Origin of the sequence: Devosia sp. (genome assembly GCF_025809055.1) — a bacterium.
GTDB lineage: Bacteria > Pseudomonadota > Alphaproteobacteria > Rhizobiales > Devosiaceae > Devosia.
The window spans coordinates 3,359,597-3,374,376 of the sequence record NZ_CP075529.1 but is presented as its reverse complement, the minus strand read 5'-3'; the positions used below and the strand labels follow the sequence as shown (position 1 = coordinate 3,374,376).

Genomic DNA, 14,780 nt, shown 5'->3' with positions numbered 1-14,780 from the left:
ATCGAAGCCTGCTGTCATTCCTTGTCACGGCACCTGCGTCAGGTGGCGTGGATAGGGAGCAACATCATGACTACGGGGCACGTTTTCATCGGAACCAGCCTGGACGGCTTCATCGCGCGGCAGAACCACGGCATCGGCTGGTTGACTGAATTTCCCACGCACGGCGAGGATCACGGGTTCAATGCCCATATGGAACGGGTCGATGCCGTGGTGATGGGGCGCGGAACCTATGAAGCCATCAAGGACATGCGCCCCTGGTACTACTCCAAGCCCGTCGTGGTGTTGAGTCATTCGCTGAGGCCCACCGATATTCCGGCAGAAATCTCGGACCGGGTGGAGGTGCTGGCGGCAACGCCAGAGCAGGCCATGGCGAACTTTGCCGAGCGGGGCTGGCGGGCCGTCTATGTCGATGGTGGTTCGGTTATCCAGTCGTTCCTGCGCGCCGGCCTGATCGATGATCTTGTGATCAGCCGGATACCCGTATTGATCGGCACCGGCATACCGCTGTTCGGGGCGCTGGATCATGACCTCGTGCTTGAACACGTGAGAACGCAACCCTTTCCATCCGGGCTTGTGCAGTCGTTCTATCGCGTCAGGCGCTAGGGCGTATTGGCCTCGCGGGCCTTGGCGCGGTCGAGGCCGAGCCAGCGTTCGCGCAGGATCACCGCGATGCCCGAGGCGACGATGATGACGCTGCCGACGAGCATGGATGCGGTGGGGATGTCGGCAAAGATAACGAAGCCGATGGCGATGGTCAGGATCAGCGACACATATTCGAACGGCGCGATCACGGACATGTCCGCATAGCGGTAGCATGAGGTGAGGAACAGTTGTCCGATGCCGCCAAAAAAGCCGGCACCGATCAGCAGCGCCGCCTGTTCGGGCGTCGGCATGACCCAACCGAAGGGAATGGTCAGAAGGCTCAGCACGCTGGCGCTGATGAAGAAATAGGTGACGATGGCCTCGGTGCGCTCGGTCTGCACCAGGGTGCGCACCTGCAACATGGCAAAGGCAGACAGCAGCGCACCGGTGATCCCGGCAATGGCGCCGAGCGCTTGTCCGTCGCCCATGCCGTCCGGGTCCGTGAACAGGGTCAGGCGGGGCCAGAGCACGATCAGCACGCCAACCAGCCCGATGATGACCGTGGTCCAGCGGAAGACCTGGACCCGTTCATGCAGCAGCACGGCCGACAATACGACAATGAGCAGGGGAGCCGCGTATTGGAGCACTGTCGCTTCGGGCAGTGGCAGCCGGCTCAGCGCAAAAAATCCCAGGCTCATGGCGCCGACGCCGATCAGGCCCCGCACCACGTGGCCCACCGGCCGCTTTGTGGCAAAGGCATGGGCCAGATGGCCGCGCCAGGCGAGATAGGCCAACACCGGCAGCAGCGCAAAGAACGAGCGGAAGAACACCATCTGCCCGGAGGGCACGGTCTGGGTGGCCTTGAGCATGGTGGCCATGACCACGAAGCAGCAAACTGACGCGACCTTGAGGGCGATGCCGCGCAGCGGACCTGTGAAACCGGGCGATACGGGCGCGGGTTCAGGCTCGGCGGCGGGCGCGGTCACGGCAATCCTATCGGGGCTTACTTGCCCGCGGCTTCCAGCTTTTCCTTGGCGATGCGCGCAGTGGCGAAAGCCTTGTGCTCCTCGCCCACGGCGCTACCGGTCTTGACGACTTTGCCGTCCGCATCCTGAATTTCCCAATGCCAGTTTGCATTGGCGCCGACTCCGCCGGTCCGGCGTAGCTTGATCTGGAAAGAAGATTGTTCGCTCATGCTTGCCTTATGGCCCAGTCTTGCGGCGGGGGGAAGTGGGAATACGCTCTGAACGAGCGTCAGACTTCCGTCACCTCGACGCGGATGCGATCGCCACCAAAGGTCAGCATGTCGCGAATGGGTGCGTAGGCACCCTCGGCATAGGGATAGTACCATGCCTCGTCGCTGCCATCGGCTGTGAGGGTCTTGACGGTGTAGAAGTGAGCGGTGCCGGGTCCGGCATCCTCGCGCGTCGTGTCGGAGGCTTCGAGAATCTGCGGATGCACATCCTCGAGCGGCAAGAACACCTGGGGAGCGGCCGAACCGTTCAGGCGCATGGCGCGCGTGGAACTGGCAATTTCGGCGTCGTCAAAAAAGATGTGCACGCGGCCGGAAACGGGGACGATTGCGGTTTTCGTGTCCTGGCGGTCGGTCATTTGCGATCTCCTGGCCCGAGATATCCGGGTCGGAAACACAACGTTCCGGCACGCGATTGGGTTCACCCGGCCCGGCGCAATCAGGGCTGAAAGCTCGTCGCCTCAAACACCTGGATATTGCGCAACTCCGGATAGCCATTGCGGGTGATGTCGAGCGTTTCGAGATGGGTCACGGCGTCGAACTGGCGTCCGATCCGCTCGGCCGCCCGCTCGATATTGCCGGTCTGGACCACGACAATTGCATCCCATCCCGCATGGGTGGCCGGATCGAAATTGTAGTGCAGGTTGCGCGGGTCCGAGCCGAAGCAGGCCAGCGGCACACGCCCGCCGACCTGGGTGTCGATATAGCCGCAATCGATCCAGTTCATGCCGGCGACGAACTGGTTTTCGCCGGTGAAGACGCCGGCCTCGACCAAGGCCGCGCCGACTTCGGTCCAGGGCAGTTGCGAATAAGTGGGGTCTTCCCAATCGCCGGGAAAGACCTGGCGGGCCCAGCCGGTGGCGCAATGGCTGACCAGAGGTGCGAGGATCACCAGCGTGACGGCGGCACTGCCCCAGAGCCAGGCCTTGATCGCCCGTCCATTGCGATTGGCGGCCCAGGCCCCCATGAGCATGAAGAGCATGATGTAGCCCGGCGCCTGCCAGTGAAAGTGGAACTGCGTATCGGACCAGAGGGCGACGATGGTGAAGAACAGGATCGGCGGCCAGGCAATATAGGCAAAGAGCACTGCCACTCCCGGCGCGACCCCGGCAATGGCCGAGCGCTCGAGGCCCGCGAACAGGGCCCTGACGCCAATATAGAGCGCCGGTATGGCCAGCCACGGCACCATATAGACCAATTGGCCGATGATCATGCGGATGAGGCCGCCCCAGCGCAGATCGGATTCGGCGAGCGCCCGCCCGCCCTGGAAGCCGAAAGAGGCCCATTGGTTCTGGGCATTCCAGATGATGACCGGCGAAAAGATCGCCAGCGCGATCACCAGCGCCAGCCAGGGAGCCTTGTGCAGCAGCCAATGGCGCTGGGCCGGATCGACGAGAATGTAGAGCCCGGTGCCCAAGACGAGGAACAGGGCGTGGTATTTCGACAGAAAGGTGAGACCAAGGAACAACCCGGCCAGGCCCCAATAGAAATAGGGGCGCTCGCGACCGGCCCCGAAAAAGATTTCGATCAGCACCCGGACCGTCGCCAGCCAGAAGAGCAGCATGGGCGCATCGGGCTGCGCCCAGGACCCGATGGAGAGCGAAAACAGCACGCAGGCGTTGACGATCAGCGCGGCATAGAAACCGGCCAGGGGCGAATGCAGCCGCCGCATGATGTCGAAGACCAGCCAGGTCGAGCCGGCGAACATCAGGAGGAATGGCAGGCGCACCAGAAGGATGGCGTCCGATCCGGTTGCCGTCACGATACCCCAGATCATCCACAGGAAGAGCGGTGGCTGGTCATAGTAGCTGAGATGGAACTGGCGCGCCGAGGCCAGGTAATAGGCTTCGCCCGTGCCCCAGCCCACGGCCCAGGCGCCAATGGTGCGCAACACCAGGGTGACGATAATGAGCGCCAGCGTCGCCTGAACGGGTGTCAGCGGGCCAATGCGCCGGGTCTCGCTCATGTTTGGCTCCTCAGCGCCAGGTGAAGATGCGGGTCACGGCATAGTTGAACACCGCGCTCATGACCGCCCCGGCTATGCCGGCAAAGACGAAATTGGCCATTTCGGCAGTGAACAGGAGGCTCGCGACCGAGATATTGGCGAAGGTGCCGAAACTGCACACCGCGTAAAAACTCAACAGGCCCGTGAAGAAGCGCCGCCCGGTCAGGCGCTTGTCGGCATAGGTCAGTTCGTTGTTGAGCACGAAATTGGTGGTCATGGCGACCATGGTGGCGATGAACTGACTGACGGCAAAGCCAATGCCAAATACTTCAAAGGCGAGGCTGAGCACCGCAAGGTGCACGAAGACACCCGAAACGCCCACAAGGCCGAACAGGAGAAAACTTGTCGGCACGAGGCCACGCGTCAACTGCGAGACGATGAGCCCCAGGAACTGGGCGACGATCAGCGGGCTCATCTTGCTTTCGCCCGCATGGCGGGGGCGGAAACTGTAGGGCACTTCAGCAATGGTGAGACGGCCGCCACGGCGGCGCCCGGCAGTGGCCACCAGGTCGAGCAGTATCTTGAAGCCTTCCTGGGAGAGGTGCGGCGCCACTTCCATCACGAGCGCGCGGCGCAGAAGGAAAAAGCCGCTCATGGGATCGGCCAGCGCCTTGCCGGTCAGGATACCGGAAAGGCGGGTGGCCAGGCGCGACCCGGCCTGCCGTCCGGCCGACAGGCCTTCCTCGGACCGGCCCTCGCCGACATAGCGAGAGCCGACTGCAATATCGGCCCCCTCTTCCACCCGCGCCAGCAGTTGCGGCAGGATGGATTCGTCATGCTGGAGGTCGCCGTCGATCACCGCGACGAATTCTGCGGCGGACAGGGCCATGCCCTCGATACACGCCGACGACAGGCCACGCCGCCCGATACGGTGAATACAGCGCACATTGGGGCGGGTGCGGGCGGCCTGTTTGACGGCTTCGGCCGTGCCGTCGGGGCTGTTGTCGTCGACGAAGATAACCTCGAACGCTATTCCCGCCAGGGCCAGGTCGAGCTTTTCGAGCAGCGGCAGGACGTTGTCGCGCTCCTTGTAAGTCGGCACGACAACCGAGAGCCTTGGCGGGCGCCACTGCGGTTCAGCGGGCATGGAGGCGGGGCTGGTCATGGCGCTGAAAGGTCCGGATTGGAATTGGGCGTGCAGCGCCCAATAGCAAGCCTCGACCGGGGACGAAAGAATTTTCGGGAGGCGCGCCTTGACTCCCCGCCCGGGCCATCCCTATATCCCGGCAGCTTGTTAGCACTCACGAATGGCGAGTGCTAACAGGTCCTGAAATTTGCATTAGCAATGATGCCAAGAGGAGCAAGTCATGGGCTTCCGTCCCCTGCATGACCGAGTGGTCGTCCGTCGCGTCGACAGTGAAGAAAAGACCAAGGGCGGGATCATCATCCCCGATACCGCCAAGGAAAAGCCCTCCGAGGGTGTGATCGTTTCCGTGGGCCCCGGCGCCCGCGACGAAAACGGCAAGATCAATGCGCTGGACGTCAAGGCCGGCGATCGCGTGCTCTTCGGCAAGTGGAGCGGCACCGAGGTCAAGCTCAACGGCGAAGACCTGATCATCATGAAGGAAAGCGACATCATGGGCGTGATCGAGGCCTAATCGGCTCTCTCACCGCCTTTTTTGTCGTTCCCCATCAACCGACATTTTTCAAGGAGCCATAAATGGCCGCCAAGGAAGTCAAATTCTCCACCGACGCCCGCGAAAAGATGCTGCGCGGCGTCAACATCCTCGCCAATGCGGTGAAGGTCACCCTCGGCCCCAAGGGTCGTAACGTCGTTATCGAAAAGTCGTTCGGTGCCCCGCGCATCACCAAGGACGGCGTCTCGGTCGCCAAGGAAATCGAACTGGAAGACAAGTTCGAGAACCTGGGTGCGCAGCTGCTGCGTTCGGTCGCGTCCAAGACCAACGATGTTGCCGGTGACGGCACGACCACCGCAACCGTTCTCGGCCAGGCGATTGTCGTCGAAGGCGTCAAGGCTGTGGCCGCCGGCTTCAACCCGATGGATCTCAAGCGCGGTATCGACCTGGCTGTCGCCGACGTCGTGGAAAGCCTCAAGGGCTCTGCCAAGAAGATCACCTCGTCTTCCGAAGTTGCCCAGGTCGGCACCATTTCGGCCAATGGCGAATCGTCCATCGGTGACATGATCGCCGAGGCGATGCAGAAGGTCGGCAACGAGGGTGTCATCACCGTCGAGGAAGCCAAGACCGCCGAGACCGAACTCGATGTCGTCGAAGGCATGCAGTTCGACCGCGGCTACCTCTCGCCCTACTTCGTGACCAATGCCGAAAAGATGACGGCACAGCTCGAAGACCCCTACATCCTGCTGCACGAAAAGAAGCTTTCCAACCTGCAGGCCATCCTGCCGATCCTGGAAGCCGTTGTTCAGTCCCAGCGTCCGCTGCTGATCATCGCCGAGGACGTTGATGGCGAGGCTCTGCCGACCCTGGTCGTCAACCGTCTGCGCGCCGGCCTCAAGGTCGCTGCCGTCAAGGCTCCGGGCTTCGGTGACCGCCGCAAGGCCATGCTCGAAGACATCGCCGTCCTCACCGGCGGCCAGGTGATCTCCGAAGACCTCGGCATCAAGCTCGAAAACGTGACCCTGGACATGCTCGGCACCGCCAAGCGCGTCGAGATCACCAAGGAAAACACCACCATCGTCGATGGTGCCGGCACCCAGGACGAGATCCAGGCCCGCGTTGGCCAGATCAAGGCCCAGATCGAGGAAACCACCTCGGACTACGACCGCGAAAAGCTGCAGGAACGTCTGGCCAAGCTCGCCGGCGGTGTTGCCGTGATCCGCGTCGGCGGTTCCACGGAAGTGGAAGTCAAGGAGCGTAAGGACCGCGTCGATGACGCGCTCAACGCGACCCGCGCCGCTGTCGAAGAAGGCATCGTTCCGGGCGGTGGCGTTGCCCTGCTCCGCGCTTCGGCTGCCATCAAGGCCAAGGGCGCCAATGCCGACCAGGAAGCCGGTATCGCCATCGTGCGCCGCGCCCTGCAGTCGCCGGTCCGTTGCATTGCCAACAATGCCGGTGCCGAAGGCTCCGTGGTTGTCGACAAGATCCTCGAGAACTCGGCTGCGTCCTACGGCTACAATGCCGCGACCGGCGAATATGGTGACCTTGTTGCCCTGGGCGTTATCGACCCGGTCAAGGTTGTCCGTACCGCTCTCGAAGACGCCGCTTCGGTTGCTTCGCTCCTGGTGACCACCGAGGCCACCATTGTCGAAGCCCCCAAGCCCGACGCTCCGGCAATGCCGGCTGGCGGCGGTATGGGCGGCATGGGCGGCATGGATTTCTAGTTCGCGAAAGCGAACTAGCACTTCCTTCGCTCACGGGCCGTATCGCGATCGGCAAAAATGCCGGTCGCTGGCCCTCCGCGGGGGCGACCGACGGTCGGGCGGCCTTGCCGCATGTCCATCTCGCCCAGCGCACGAGCTTCAAGGATCGTTTCTTCCCAGTCACGATCCTTGTGGAAAGCCCCGGTGGAAACACCGGGGCTTTTTTCGTTGGCGGCGGTTAGGATGCACCAATACCTGCGAGGACAGAAATGCGAACACCCCGGCGCGGCAGCGCAATCGATCAGGCCGAGGCCGTCTTCAAGGCCGCGACCAGCAAGCCCGAGACCAAGCCTGCGGCCAGGACGGCCAATGGGCCACCCGAGGGCAAGGAACTGGTGTCCCTGCGCCTCGACCGTGCGGTGCTCGAGTATTTTCAGGATGACGGCCCTGGCTGGCAGGACCGCATCAATGCCGCGCTGCGCGCCGCTGCCGGGCTGGATGCCTGAACCGGGCAGGACTGGCTACCTTTCCAAAGCATTACGGCAACCTTTCTGCGCCGTTAAATCTCGCGGCCGACCCAGGGCGGCAGGCATATGTTAAGGCCCGGTTAACCCTGCCAACGCCTCTGATCACAAATCCGGGATCATCCGGAGACGTGAGAAGGAACCACGACCATGTCAATGATCGGCGGCGTAGGGGGTTATTCGGCGACTCAATACACGCGGCCCAACTTCCAGCCACCAACACTCGACAGCCTCGACAGCGACAAGAATGGCGCGCTCTCGCTGGACGAGTTGAAAGCCGGCGCGCCCAAGGGCACCTCGGACAGCCAGGCACAGAAGCGGGCAGAAGCCCTGTTCTCGGCCATGGACAGCGATGCCGATGGCAGCGTTTCCAGCGCCGAGAAGGACGCCTTTGACAGCCAGATGGCGGAGCGGGTCGGCTCCATGGCCTTCATGGCGCAGCAGATGCAGGCACCCAGCGCCGCAGATATCTTTGCCCAGACCGATGCCGACCAGGACGGTTCGGTGTCGCTGGAAGAGTTCGGTGCAGAAGCTACCGAGCAAAGCAGCGAAACGCTGCAAAAGCTCTTCGACCTGATCGATGGTGACGGCGACGGCACCATCAGCGAAGCGGAGGGCGTGTCTTTTCTTGAAACGCTGAAGGGCGAAATGGACTCGGCGCGCGGCGCCGGTGGCCCGCCTCCTGGTGGCCCTCCCCCGGGCGGCCCACCGCCTGGAGGTGGCGCTGAAGCCAGCGCCACGGGCGAAAGCGAAGACGACGAGGACGAGAGCACGTCCAGCGTCTCGCTGCTCACCATGGCCCAAGCCGCCTATGGCGCCAGCCAGAGCACCAGCCTCCTCGATCAGCTGGCCTCGATCTTCAACGAAGCCGCGTGACCCCGGTGAGGGCGTTCGCGCCCTCGCCTCCTACGGGAAGAACAGCAACTTTACCGCCATGGCGATGGAGACCACCACCACCAGGGGGCGGATGATGCGGACGCCGTAGCGGATGCCGGTGCGGGCGCCGACATAGCCGCCGATGATCTGCCCGAGGGCCATGACCAGGGCGACGGGCCAGACCACGTGGCCGCCGGGAATGAAGATCACCAGGGCGGCGGAATTGGAAATGAGGTTGAGGGCCTTGGTATTGCCCGTGGCGCGGGTCAGGCCGAAACCGAACAGCGCCACGAAACCGATGGTAAAGAAGGCGCCGGTCCCCGGCCCGAAGATGCCGTCGTAAAACCCGATGGCAAAGCCCAGTACCGGCACGAAGAGGTGAAACGGCAGGCGCGAGGCCCGATCGGCATCGGACAGTTTCGGGGCGAAAAGGAAATAGAGGGCGATGGCGATCAGGGCGATCGGCACGGCGATATTGAGCAGGGTCACATCGATACGGCTGACCACGAAGGCGCCCAGCGCCGAGCCGGCAAAGGTCAGGACAACGGCCGGCACCAGATCCTTCAGCACCACGAAGCCGCGCCGCCAATAGGTGATGACCGCCATGGTGGTACCGACCACCGACTGCATCTTGTTGGTGGCCAGGGCCGAAACCGGAGGCAGGCCGGCCGAAAGCAGCGCCGGAACCGTGATCATGCCACCGCCGCCGGCAATGGCATCGACAAAACCGGCCAGCATGCCGACACCCATGAGGGCGAGTAGAACGAGGGGGTCCATGGAAATTGCCTGCTCAGGATGAAGGGCGCTGTTCGCCGGTCGCATCGCTGATCCGGCGCTCATAAATGGGGATGTTGATGATGGACGACATGAAGCCGCTCATCATCAGTTGAAAGCCGGTGACCAGCGCGGTCATGGCCAGAATGATGGCGCGCAGCGTGGCCGCTGACGTGAGAGGGCCAAAGTCGCGCCGCGCCCATTCCCACAACCCCCAGCCCAGCGCGCCCAGGCCACCCAGCATCAGCAGCAGGGCCACCAGCAGGATACGCTCCAGCGTCAGGCTTTCCAGCAGCCGGTCATAGGTGCTTGAGCGTGGAATGAAGCCATAGCGCGAGGCAAAGCGGCGGCCGATCAGGGCGAAGGCGATGGACTGGGTGCCCATGATGACGCAGAGGGCTGCGACGAGGAATGTGTGCGTGGAAAACACCACGCTGCCGATGCGCAGGGGACCACCCACGAGTGCGGCACCGACGACAAGGCCGAAGATCAGCAGGCCAATTCCGGGATAAAGGAACAGCCAGCGCGGCGAGAACACCAGGAGGAACCGCAGATGCCGCCAGCCATCGCGGAAGGACCGCAGGTGGGGCCGCCGGCTGCGTCCGTCGGGGCTGAGCGTGGTGGGCACTTCGCGCACATCGCACCGCGCCAAAGTGGCCTTGACCACCATTTCGGAGGCAAACTCCATGCCCGTGGTGCGCAGATTGAGCTCGATGATCGCCTGGCGCCGGAACCCGCGCAGGCCGCAATGGAAATCGCGGATTGGCGTGCGAAAGAACAGGCGGCCGACCGCGCTCAGGATCGGGTTGCCGATCAGTCGGTGGTGCCAGGGCATGGCTCCCGGCGCGATGCCGCCCTTGAAGCGATTGCCCATCACCAGATCGGCCCCGGCGCGCAACGCATCGACAAAGGCATCGAGCCGGGAAAAATCATAACTGTCATCGGCATCGCCCATAATGACGAACCGGCCCCGCGCGGCACTGATGCCCGTAGCCAGCGCCGCCCCATAACCGCGCTGGGAGGCTTGGACGACCCTGGCACCCTCGGCGCGGGCAATAGCCGGCGAGCCATCGGTGGAGCCGTTGTCGGCAATGAGGATTTCCCCGGCGATGCCGGTTCGCTCGATAAACGCGCGCGCCTTGCCGATGCAGACGGCCAGGGTCTCTGCCTCATTCAAGCACGGCATCAGAATGGTGAGTTCAAGCTCGTCCGCCACGCAATCCCCCGCGCCAGCAGCAACAGCTTGTGGCGTGAATCGCCCGGGCTGGCAAGCCGACCCGGCTCACGCCGGATCGCCGTCGCCCTTGGGCGCCTCGGCCCCTGCACCATGATCTTCGCCTGAGGCGCTACCGCCATCGACTACTGGTTCGGCGGGCCGCGCCGGCTGGCGCAACCCGGCATAGACGATGGCGCCGACACCGATCAGCACGAGCAGCAGGACAAGGACCAGATCCATCTCAATCTCCCAGGCGAGCGAGGAAGGCGTCGCGCTCGGCCGCCCGCTGACCCTGCCAATCGGCAGTCCGTGAGACGATCAGATTGGCTTCGCTCTTCAGCATCACCCCGTCTTCGAGCACGCGCAAACCATTGGCGGCGAGCGTCGAGCCGGTGGAGGTGATATCGACCACGATATCGGCCACGCCGGCCGCAGGCGCCGCCTCGGTGGCACCCAGGCTCTCGACGATGCGGTACTCGGCAATGCCGGCGCCCGCGAAATGCTGGCGGGTGATGGTGATGTATTTGGTGGCGATGCGCATCCACCGGCCATGGCGGGAGCGGAAATCGGAGGCCACATCGGCCAGATCGTGCATATGCGTGACATCGATCCAGGCTTCGGGCACGGCGACGACAACATCCGCATGGCCGAAATCGAGATTGCGGGCAAAATCCACCGCAGCGGGGCCGGACTCGCTGGTTTCGTGGATCAGGTCACGTCCGGTGACGCCCAGGTCGATATTGCCGCGAATGAGTTCGCGGGCAATTTCGGACGCCGGATAAAAGCGCACGGTGACTTCGGGCACGCCCTCGATGGCTCCGAGATAGGAGCGCGCGCCGCCTGGACGCGTGATGGTCAGGCCCCGCCGGGAAAACCACTCGCGCGTGAGTTCTTCGAGGCGCCCCTTTGAGGGTACTGCGAGCGTAATGGTCATCGAACACCCTCCGCTTCGAGGCGGTCGACCCAGAGCGCACAGCCGGAAGCGGCGATCGGCGCGGTGGCGCCCAGGCGTTCAAGCAACCGGTCGTACTGGCCGCCGGAGACGAGAATGGCGCCGCCCTGCCCCCGCATCTCAAAAACAATGCCGGTATAATAGTCGAGGCGCGGGGAAAAACTGGCGTCAAAACTCACCCTGGCCTCGCCCAACTGGTCGAGATGGCGGCGAATGGCGCGGATGGGGGCGCCCAGCATGAGGCGATTGGTTTCGGCCAAAGCCTCGAGCTGACGGAGCGCAGAAAGCACGTCGCCCTTGATGGCGAGATAATCGCGCAACAGCTTCAGCGTTGCCGGTGGCACATGGGCCGCGTCGAGCGCCTGCTGCTCGGTAAAACGGTCTGCGATCTCCTCGGGCGAGCGACCGTCCGACAGGCTGAGACCGGCCGACACCATGCGGGCGGTGACATCTTCCACGAGATCCGCGTGCGACGGCTGCTCGCTACGGGGCACATCGGGCGCCTGTTCGAGGCGGGTCAGCAACCGCTCCATGGCCTCGGGATGACCGAAGCGGTGGCGAATACGCGGCCGCCAGGCGTCCGGCATGTCGGCCTGGGCCAGCAGGGCCTCGAAGAGACCCACGCCACCCAGGCGCACCTGCGGGGTGACACTGTAGAGCGACAGCGCGGCGCGAGCAAAGGTCAGCACCTGATCGAGCGCGACGTCGCCATCGGGCTGGGCGAGGAGCTCGATGCCGGCCTGGTCGAACTCTGCCGGGCCGGTTTCCCGCTGACGGAAGATCGGCCCAAGATAGGAAAAGGCCGCAGGCTCGCGCGCGCCCTGGGCGATGTAATCGGCGACGATGGGTAGGGTGAAATCCGGGCGCAGGCAGTATTCGGCGCCGGTGGCATCGGTGGTCAGCAGCAGGCGGCGGCCAAATTCCTCGCCGGCCAGATCGAAATAGGGATCGGCCTTGAGCAGGAGTGGCGGCGTCGCCCGGCATCCCCCCTGGGCCTCGACAAGCGCCTCGAGCTGCGCACGGCGATAGGCAGCGTTGGTCATGGCGCGCTATTATCCCCAGTGTCATTCCGGCGCAGGCCGGAATCCATGCACGTGACTATCCGCGAGGCCAGTGTCCAGGACGTATTCCGGACCTGGATCCCGGCCTCCGCCGGGATGACATCGTGTGCATGGACAGCCCGTCTTGTCATTGCTCGCTCAACAGCTTCTGCACCGCCGAAACCAGGTCTTCGCGCCTGATCTCGAACTGGCCCGGGCGGGCGGCTTTCCATTCGGCGTTGTCGGTGATGGCCTGGGCCGCCTGTTTTCCGGCGATCAGGTCTTTCACCTGCAGGATACCCTGCTCGCGCTCCTGGCTGCCCTCGATGATGACGATGGGCGAGTTACGCTTGTCGGCATAGGCGACCTGCTTGCCGAAATTCTTGGTGGAGCCGAGAAACATTTCGGCGCGGATGCCGGCCTGGCGCAACTCGGAGACCATGGCCTGGTAGCGGGCAGTTTCGGCCTTGTCCATGACCAGGACCACGACCGGGCCGGCCGGTTCGGTGGCGCCAAGATTGCCGGTGAGTTTCAGCGCATTGGCAAGCCGCGAGACGCCGATGGAAAAGCCGGTGGCCGGCACCGGTTCGCGGCGGAAGCGGGAGACGAGACCATCATAACGGCCACCGCCACCAACGGAACCGAACACGACGTCCTGGCCCTTTTCGTTCTGCACCTTGAAGGTGAGTTCGATCTCGAAGACCGGGCCGGTGTAATATTCGAGGCCACGGACGACGGAGGGGTCAATTTTGATGCGGTCCGGGCCGTAACCGGCGGCGTCGAAGAGGACCTTCATCTGTCCAAGCGAAGCAGCCGCATCATATATCGCGTCGGTCATCAACAGGTTTGGGTGCCCGACGCCGCTTAAATTGTAGCCGGTGCCTTCTGCAGATCGAGTGACATCAATCTTAAAGTCGAACATGTTCAAGACGCCAGAAACTTGGCTCTCGTTCAGCCCTGCACCCTTCGTAAAGTCCCCGCTCTCATCCTTACGGCCAGCGCCGAGTAGCTGCTTGACCCCGTCCACTCCAAATTTGTCGAGTTTGTCGACCGCGCGCAGCACAGTCAGCTTCTGATCTTCATCCGTGACATCAACTGCGGAGAGAACTCCATCTAGGATTTTGCGATCATTGACGCGGACGACGTATTTGCCCTGCAAGCCCAGCGCATCCATGACGTCGGCCATCATCATGCACATTTCGGCATCGGCTTCTGGGCCGGGGGCGCCAACGGTGTCGGCGTCGAACTGCATGAACTGGCGGAAGCGGCCGGGACCGGGCTTTTCGTTGCGGAAGACATAGCCCTGCCGATAGGAACGGTAGGGTTTTGGCAGGGTCTCGAAATTTTCGGCGAAGTAGCGGGCGAGCGGCGCCGTCAGGTCGTAGCGCAGGCTCATCCATTGCTCGTCATCATCCTGCAGCGAAAACACGCCGGCATTGGGCCGGTCGGTATCGGGCAGGAATTTTCCCAGCGTCTCGGTATATTCGAACAGCGGGGTTTCGACCGGGTCGAAACCATAGCGCTCATAGACTTTCCTGATCTTGTCGATCATGGCGCCAACGGCGGCGATTTCGCCGGGCGTACGGTCTTCGAAGCCGCGCGGCAGGCGCGGGGTGATGAGCTTGGTCTTTTCGGACATTGCTGTACCTAAGGGAAAGTCGGGCCGTTCCTAGACGATTGGCCGGGATGAAACAACATGTGTTGGGCGGCGGCCGGGGGGTGCCCGGCCGCCTTTGTCAATCACGGACCGCTCCGCGAGGGCGGATGCAGCCGATGGGCATGCAGATCGATGCCCGTCCAATGCGGGGCTTCTTCTGCAGGCGGCAGGCCGACATCGTCCCGCAGGTATTCGGGCACGGCCGAGTAGTTTACCGGCCGCTGCGACCACCAGGCGCGGACAGCCGCGCCGATGACGGAGACGAGACCGCGCTGACGCACGGCGTCGGCGATGGAGAATTCGAGTCGCAGCACCACGCTGCGCTCGCTGAGAACGTTGGACGACATTTGGGAATCCGGCAGCACACGCCACCGGCCTCTGTTGAGTACACAAGGGGGAGAAGCCGGATTCCGGGCGCAATGCGGCCGGGGATCAGAACTTCAGGGGTGGAGGTGGGGTGTCCGCGGGTCGCTATGCGACCGAAGACCCATCACAGGACCGAGGTCAGCCTCGGGTGCAATGATGGAGGTTTGGCCCCGAGTGGCGGAACGTCGATGCAATCATGGAACGTCTCCCTCGGTTGGCTTTGCGAACACAGGCCTCTTAGCTCGCAATATCGTGA

The 14,780-nt window shown here is 63.5% G+C and carries 17 protein-coding genes; 5 read left to right on the top strand and 12 right to left on the bottom strand.

Annotated elements, in window-relative coordinates:
- Positions 1-66 precede the first annotated feature (66 nt).
- Entirely contained in the window at positions 67-603 is a 537-nt protein-coding gene (locus tag KIT02_RS16580; RefSeq protein WP_297580232.1) for a dihydrofolate reductase family protein, read from the top strand.
- On the opposite strand, the gene KIT02_RS16575 is transcribed toward KIT02_RS16580, so the two are convergent.
- From KIT02_RS16575 to KIT02_RS16555, 5 genes are all read right to left on the bottom strand, one after another.
- Positions 600-1,568, bottom strand: a complete 969-nt coding sequence (locus KIT02_RS16575) for a DMT family transporter (RefSeq protein ID WP_297580230.1) — start codon at positions 1,566-1,568, stop codon at positions 600-602. The genes KIT02_RS16580 and KIT02_RS16575 overlap by 4 nt on opposite strands.
- Before the next feature lie 17 nt (positions 1,569-1,585).
- Complete coding sequence (locus tag KIT02_RS16570; protein WP_297580228.1) at positions 1,586-1,777, bottom strand: hypothetical protein; 192 nt, start codon at positions 1,775-1,777, stop codon at positions 1,586-1,588.
- 59 nt (positions 1,778-1,836) lie between these two features.
- Positions 1,837-2,193, bottom strand: a complete 357-nt coding sequence (locus tag KIT02_RS16565; RefSeq protein ID WP_297580225.1) for a DUF427 domain-containing protein — start codon at positions 2,191-2,193, stop codon at positions 1,837-1,839.
- Positions 2,194-2,273: 80 nt separating this feature from the next.
- Positions 2,274-3,800, bottom strand: coding sequence for a glycosyltransferase family 39 protein (locus tag KIT02_RS16560; RefSeq protein WP_297580223.1), 1,527 nt, complete (start codon positions 3,798-3,800; stop codon positions 2,274-2,276).
- Between the two features lie 10 nt (positions 3,801-3,810).
- Positions 3,811-4,944, bottom strand: coding sequence for a glycosyltransferase family 2 protein (locus KIT02_RS16555; protein WP_297580221.1), 1,134 nt, complete (start codon positions 4,942-4,944; stop codon positions 3,811-3,813).
- 202 nt (positions 4,945-5,146) lie between these two features.
- On the opposite strand from KIT02_RS16555, the gene KIT02_RS16550 reads away from it, so the two are divergent.
- The 4 genes from KIT02_RS16550 to KIT02_RS16535 all read left to right on the top strand — a co-directional run bounded on the left by KIT02_RS16550 (position 5,147) and on the right by KIT02_RS16535 (position 8,519).
- Entirely contained in the window at positions 5,147-5,437 is a 291-nt protein-coding gene (locus tag KIT02_RS16550) for a co-chaperone GroES (protein ID WP_046103399.1), read from the top strand.
- Between the two features lie 62 nt (positions 5,438-5,499).
- Positions 5,500-7,140 (top strand): chaperonin GroEL, encoded by a 1,641-nt coding sequence (groL, locus tag KIT02_RS16545; RefSeq protein WP_297580218.1) that lies wholly within the window; start codon positions 5,500-5,502, stop codon positions 7,138-7,140.
- A gap of 248 nt (positions 7,141-7,388) precedes the next feature.
- Positions 7,389-7,625, top strand: coding sequence for a BrnA antitoxin family protein (locus tag KIT02_RS16540; protein ID WP_297580216.1), 237 nt, complete (start codon positions 7,389-7,391; stop codon positions 7,623-7,625).
- A gap of 168 nt (positions 7,626-7,793) precedes the next feature.
- Positions 7,794-8,519 (top strand): EF-hand domain-containing protein, encoded by a 726-nt coding sequence (locus tag KIT02_RS16535; RefSeq protein ID WP_297580214.1) that lies wholly within the window; start codon positions 7,794-7,796, stop codon positions 8,517-8,519.
- A 30-nt stretch (positions 8,520-8,549) separates the two neighbouring features.
- Here the strand turns inward: KIT02_RS16535 and KIT02_RS16530 are convergent, their stop codons facing one another.
- The 7 genes from KIT02_RS16530 to KIT02_RS16500 form a co-directional block, all read right to left on the bottom strand.
- Positions 8,550-9,296, bottom strand: a complete 747-nt coding sequence (locus KIT02_RS16530) for a TSUP family transporter (protein ID WP_297580212.1) — start codon at positions 9,294-9,296, stop codon at positions 8,550-8,552.
- A gap of 13 nt (positions 9,297-9,309) precedes the next feature.
- A complete protein-coding gene (locus KIT02_RS16525; protein ID WP_297580210.1) occupies positions 9,310-10,509 on the bottom strand; it encodes a glycosyltransferase family 2 protein in 1,200 nt (399 codons plus the stop codon).
- A gap of 66 nt (positions 10,510-10,575) precedes the next feature.
- Entirely contained in the window at positions 10,576-10,749 is a 174-nt protein-coding gene (locus tag KIT02_RS16520; RefSeq protein WP_297580208.1) for a hypothetical protein, read from the bottom strand.
- 1 nt (position 10,750) lies between these two features.
- The gene (gene hisG / locus KIT02_RS16515; RefSeq protein WP_297580207.1) at positions 10,751-11,443 is read right to left on the bottom strand and encodes an ATP phosphoribosyltransferase; all 693 of its coding nucleotides are present in this window, start codon (positions 11,441-11,443) and stop codon (positions 10,751-10,753) included.
- A complete protein-coding gene (locus KIT02_RS16510; RefSeq protein WP_297580205.1) occupies positions 11,440-12,504 on the bottom strand; it encodes an ATP phosphoribosyltransferase regulatory subunit in 1,065 nt (354 codons plus the stop codon). Before KIT02_RS16510 ends, hisG begins: the two co-directional genes overlap by 4 nt.
- 145 nt (positions 12,505-12,649) lie before the next feature.
- Positions 12,650-14,140 carry a histidine--tRNA ligase gene (gene hisS, locus KIT02_RS16505; RefSeq protein ID WP_297580203.1) on the bottom strand — a complete coding sequence of 497 codons (1,491 nt, stop codon included), beginning with the start codon at positions 14,138-14,140 and terminating at the stop codon, positions 12,650-12,652.
- Positions 14,141-14,241: 101 nt separating this feature from the next.
- Positions 14,242-14,505, bottom strand: a complete 264-nt coding sequence (locus tag KIT02_RS16500) for a hypothetical protein (RefSeq protein ID WP_297580201.1) — start codon at positions 14,503-14,505, stop codon at positions 14,242-14,244.
- Positions 14,506-14,780: the final 275 nt, after the last annotated feature.

Bases quoted from the DNA above. Each gene is read 5' to 3' on its own strand.
- KIT02_RS16580 (WP_297580232.1), top strand. From the start codon at position 67: ATGACTACGGGGCACGTTTTCATCGGAACCAGCCTGGACGGCTTCATC.
- KIT02_RS16550 (WP_046103399.1), top strand. From the start codon at position 5,147: ATGGGCTTCCGTCCCCTGCATGACCGAGTGGTCGTCCGTCGCGTCGAC.
- KIT02_RS16535 (WP_297580214.1), top strand. From the start codon at position 7,794: ATGTCAATGATCGGCGGCGTAGGGGGTTATTCGGCGACTCAATACACG.
- KIT02_RS16570 (WP_297580228.1), bottom strand. From the start codon at position 1,777: ATGAGCGAACAATCTTCTTTCCAGATCAAGCTACGCCGGACCGGCGGA.
- KIT02_RS16540 (WP_297580216.1), top strand. From the start codon at position 7,389: ATGCGAACACCCCGGCGCGGCAGCGCAATCGATCAGGCCGAGGCCGTC.
- KIT02_RS16520 (WP_297580208.1), bottom strand. From the start codon at position 10,749: ATGGATCTGGTCCTTGTCCTGCTGCTCGTGCTGATCGGTGTCGGCGCC.
- KIT02_RS16555 (WP_297580221.1), bottom strand. From the start codon at position 4,944: ATGACCAGCCCCGCCTCCATGCCCGCTGAACCGCAGTGGCGCCCGCCA.
- KIT02_RS16530 (WP_297580212.1), bottom strand. From the start codon at position 9,296: ATGGACCCCCTCGTTCTACTCGCCCTCATGGGTGTCGGCATGCTGGCC.
- KIT02_RS16510 (WP_297580205.1), bottom strand. From the start codon at position 12,504: ATGACCAACGCTGCCTATCGCCGTGCGCAGCTCGAGGCGCTTGTCGAG.
- KIT02_RS16560 (WP_297580223.1), bottom strand. From the start codon at position 3,800: ATGAGCGAGACCCGGCGCATTGGCCCGCTGACACCCGTTCAGGCGACG.
- hisG (WP_297580207.1), bottom strand. From the start codon at position 11,443: ATGACCATTACGCTCGCAGTACCCTCAAAGGGGCGCCTCGAAGAACTC.
- KIT02_RS16500 (WP_297580201.1), bottom strand. From the start codon at position 14,505: ATGTCGTCCAACGTTCTCAGCGAGCGCAGCGTGGTGCTGCGACTCGAA.
- groL (WP_297580218.1), top strand. From the start codon at position 5,500: ATGGCCGCCAAGGAAGTCAAATTCTCCACCGACGCCCGCGAAAAGATG.
- hisS (WP_297580203.1), bottom strand. From the start codon at position 14,140: ATGTCCGAAAAGACCAAGCTCATCACCCCGCGCCTGCCGCGCGGCTTC.
- KIT02_RS16565 (WP_297580225.1), bottom strand. From the start codon at position 2,193: ATGACCGACCGCCAGGACACGAAAACCGCAATCGTCCCCGTTTCCGGC.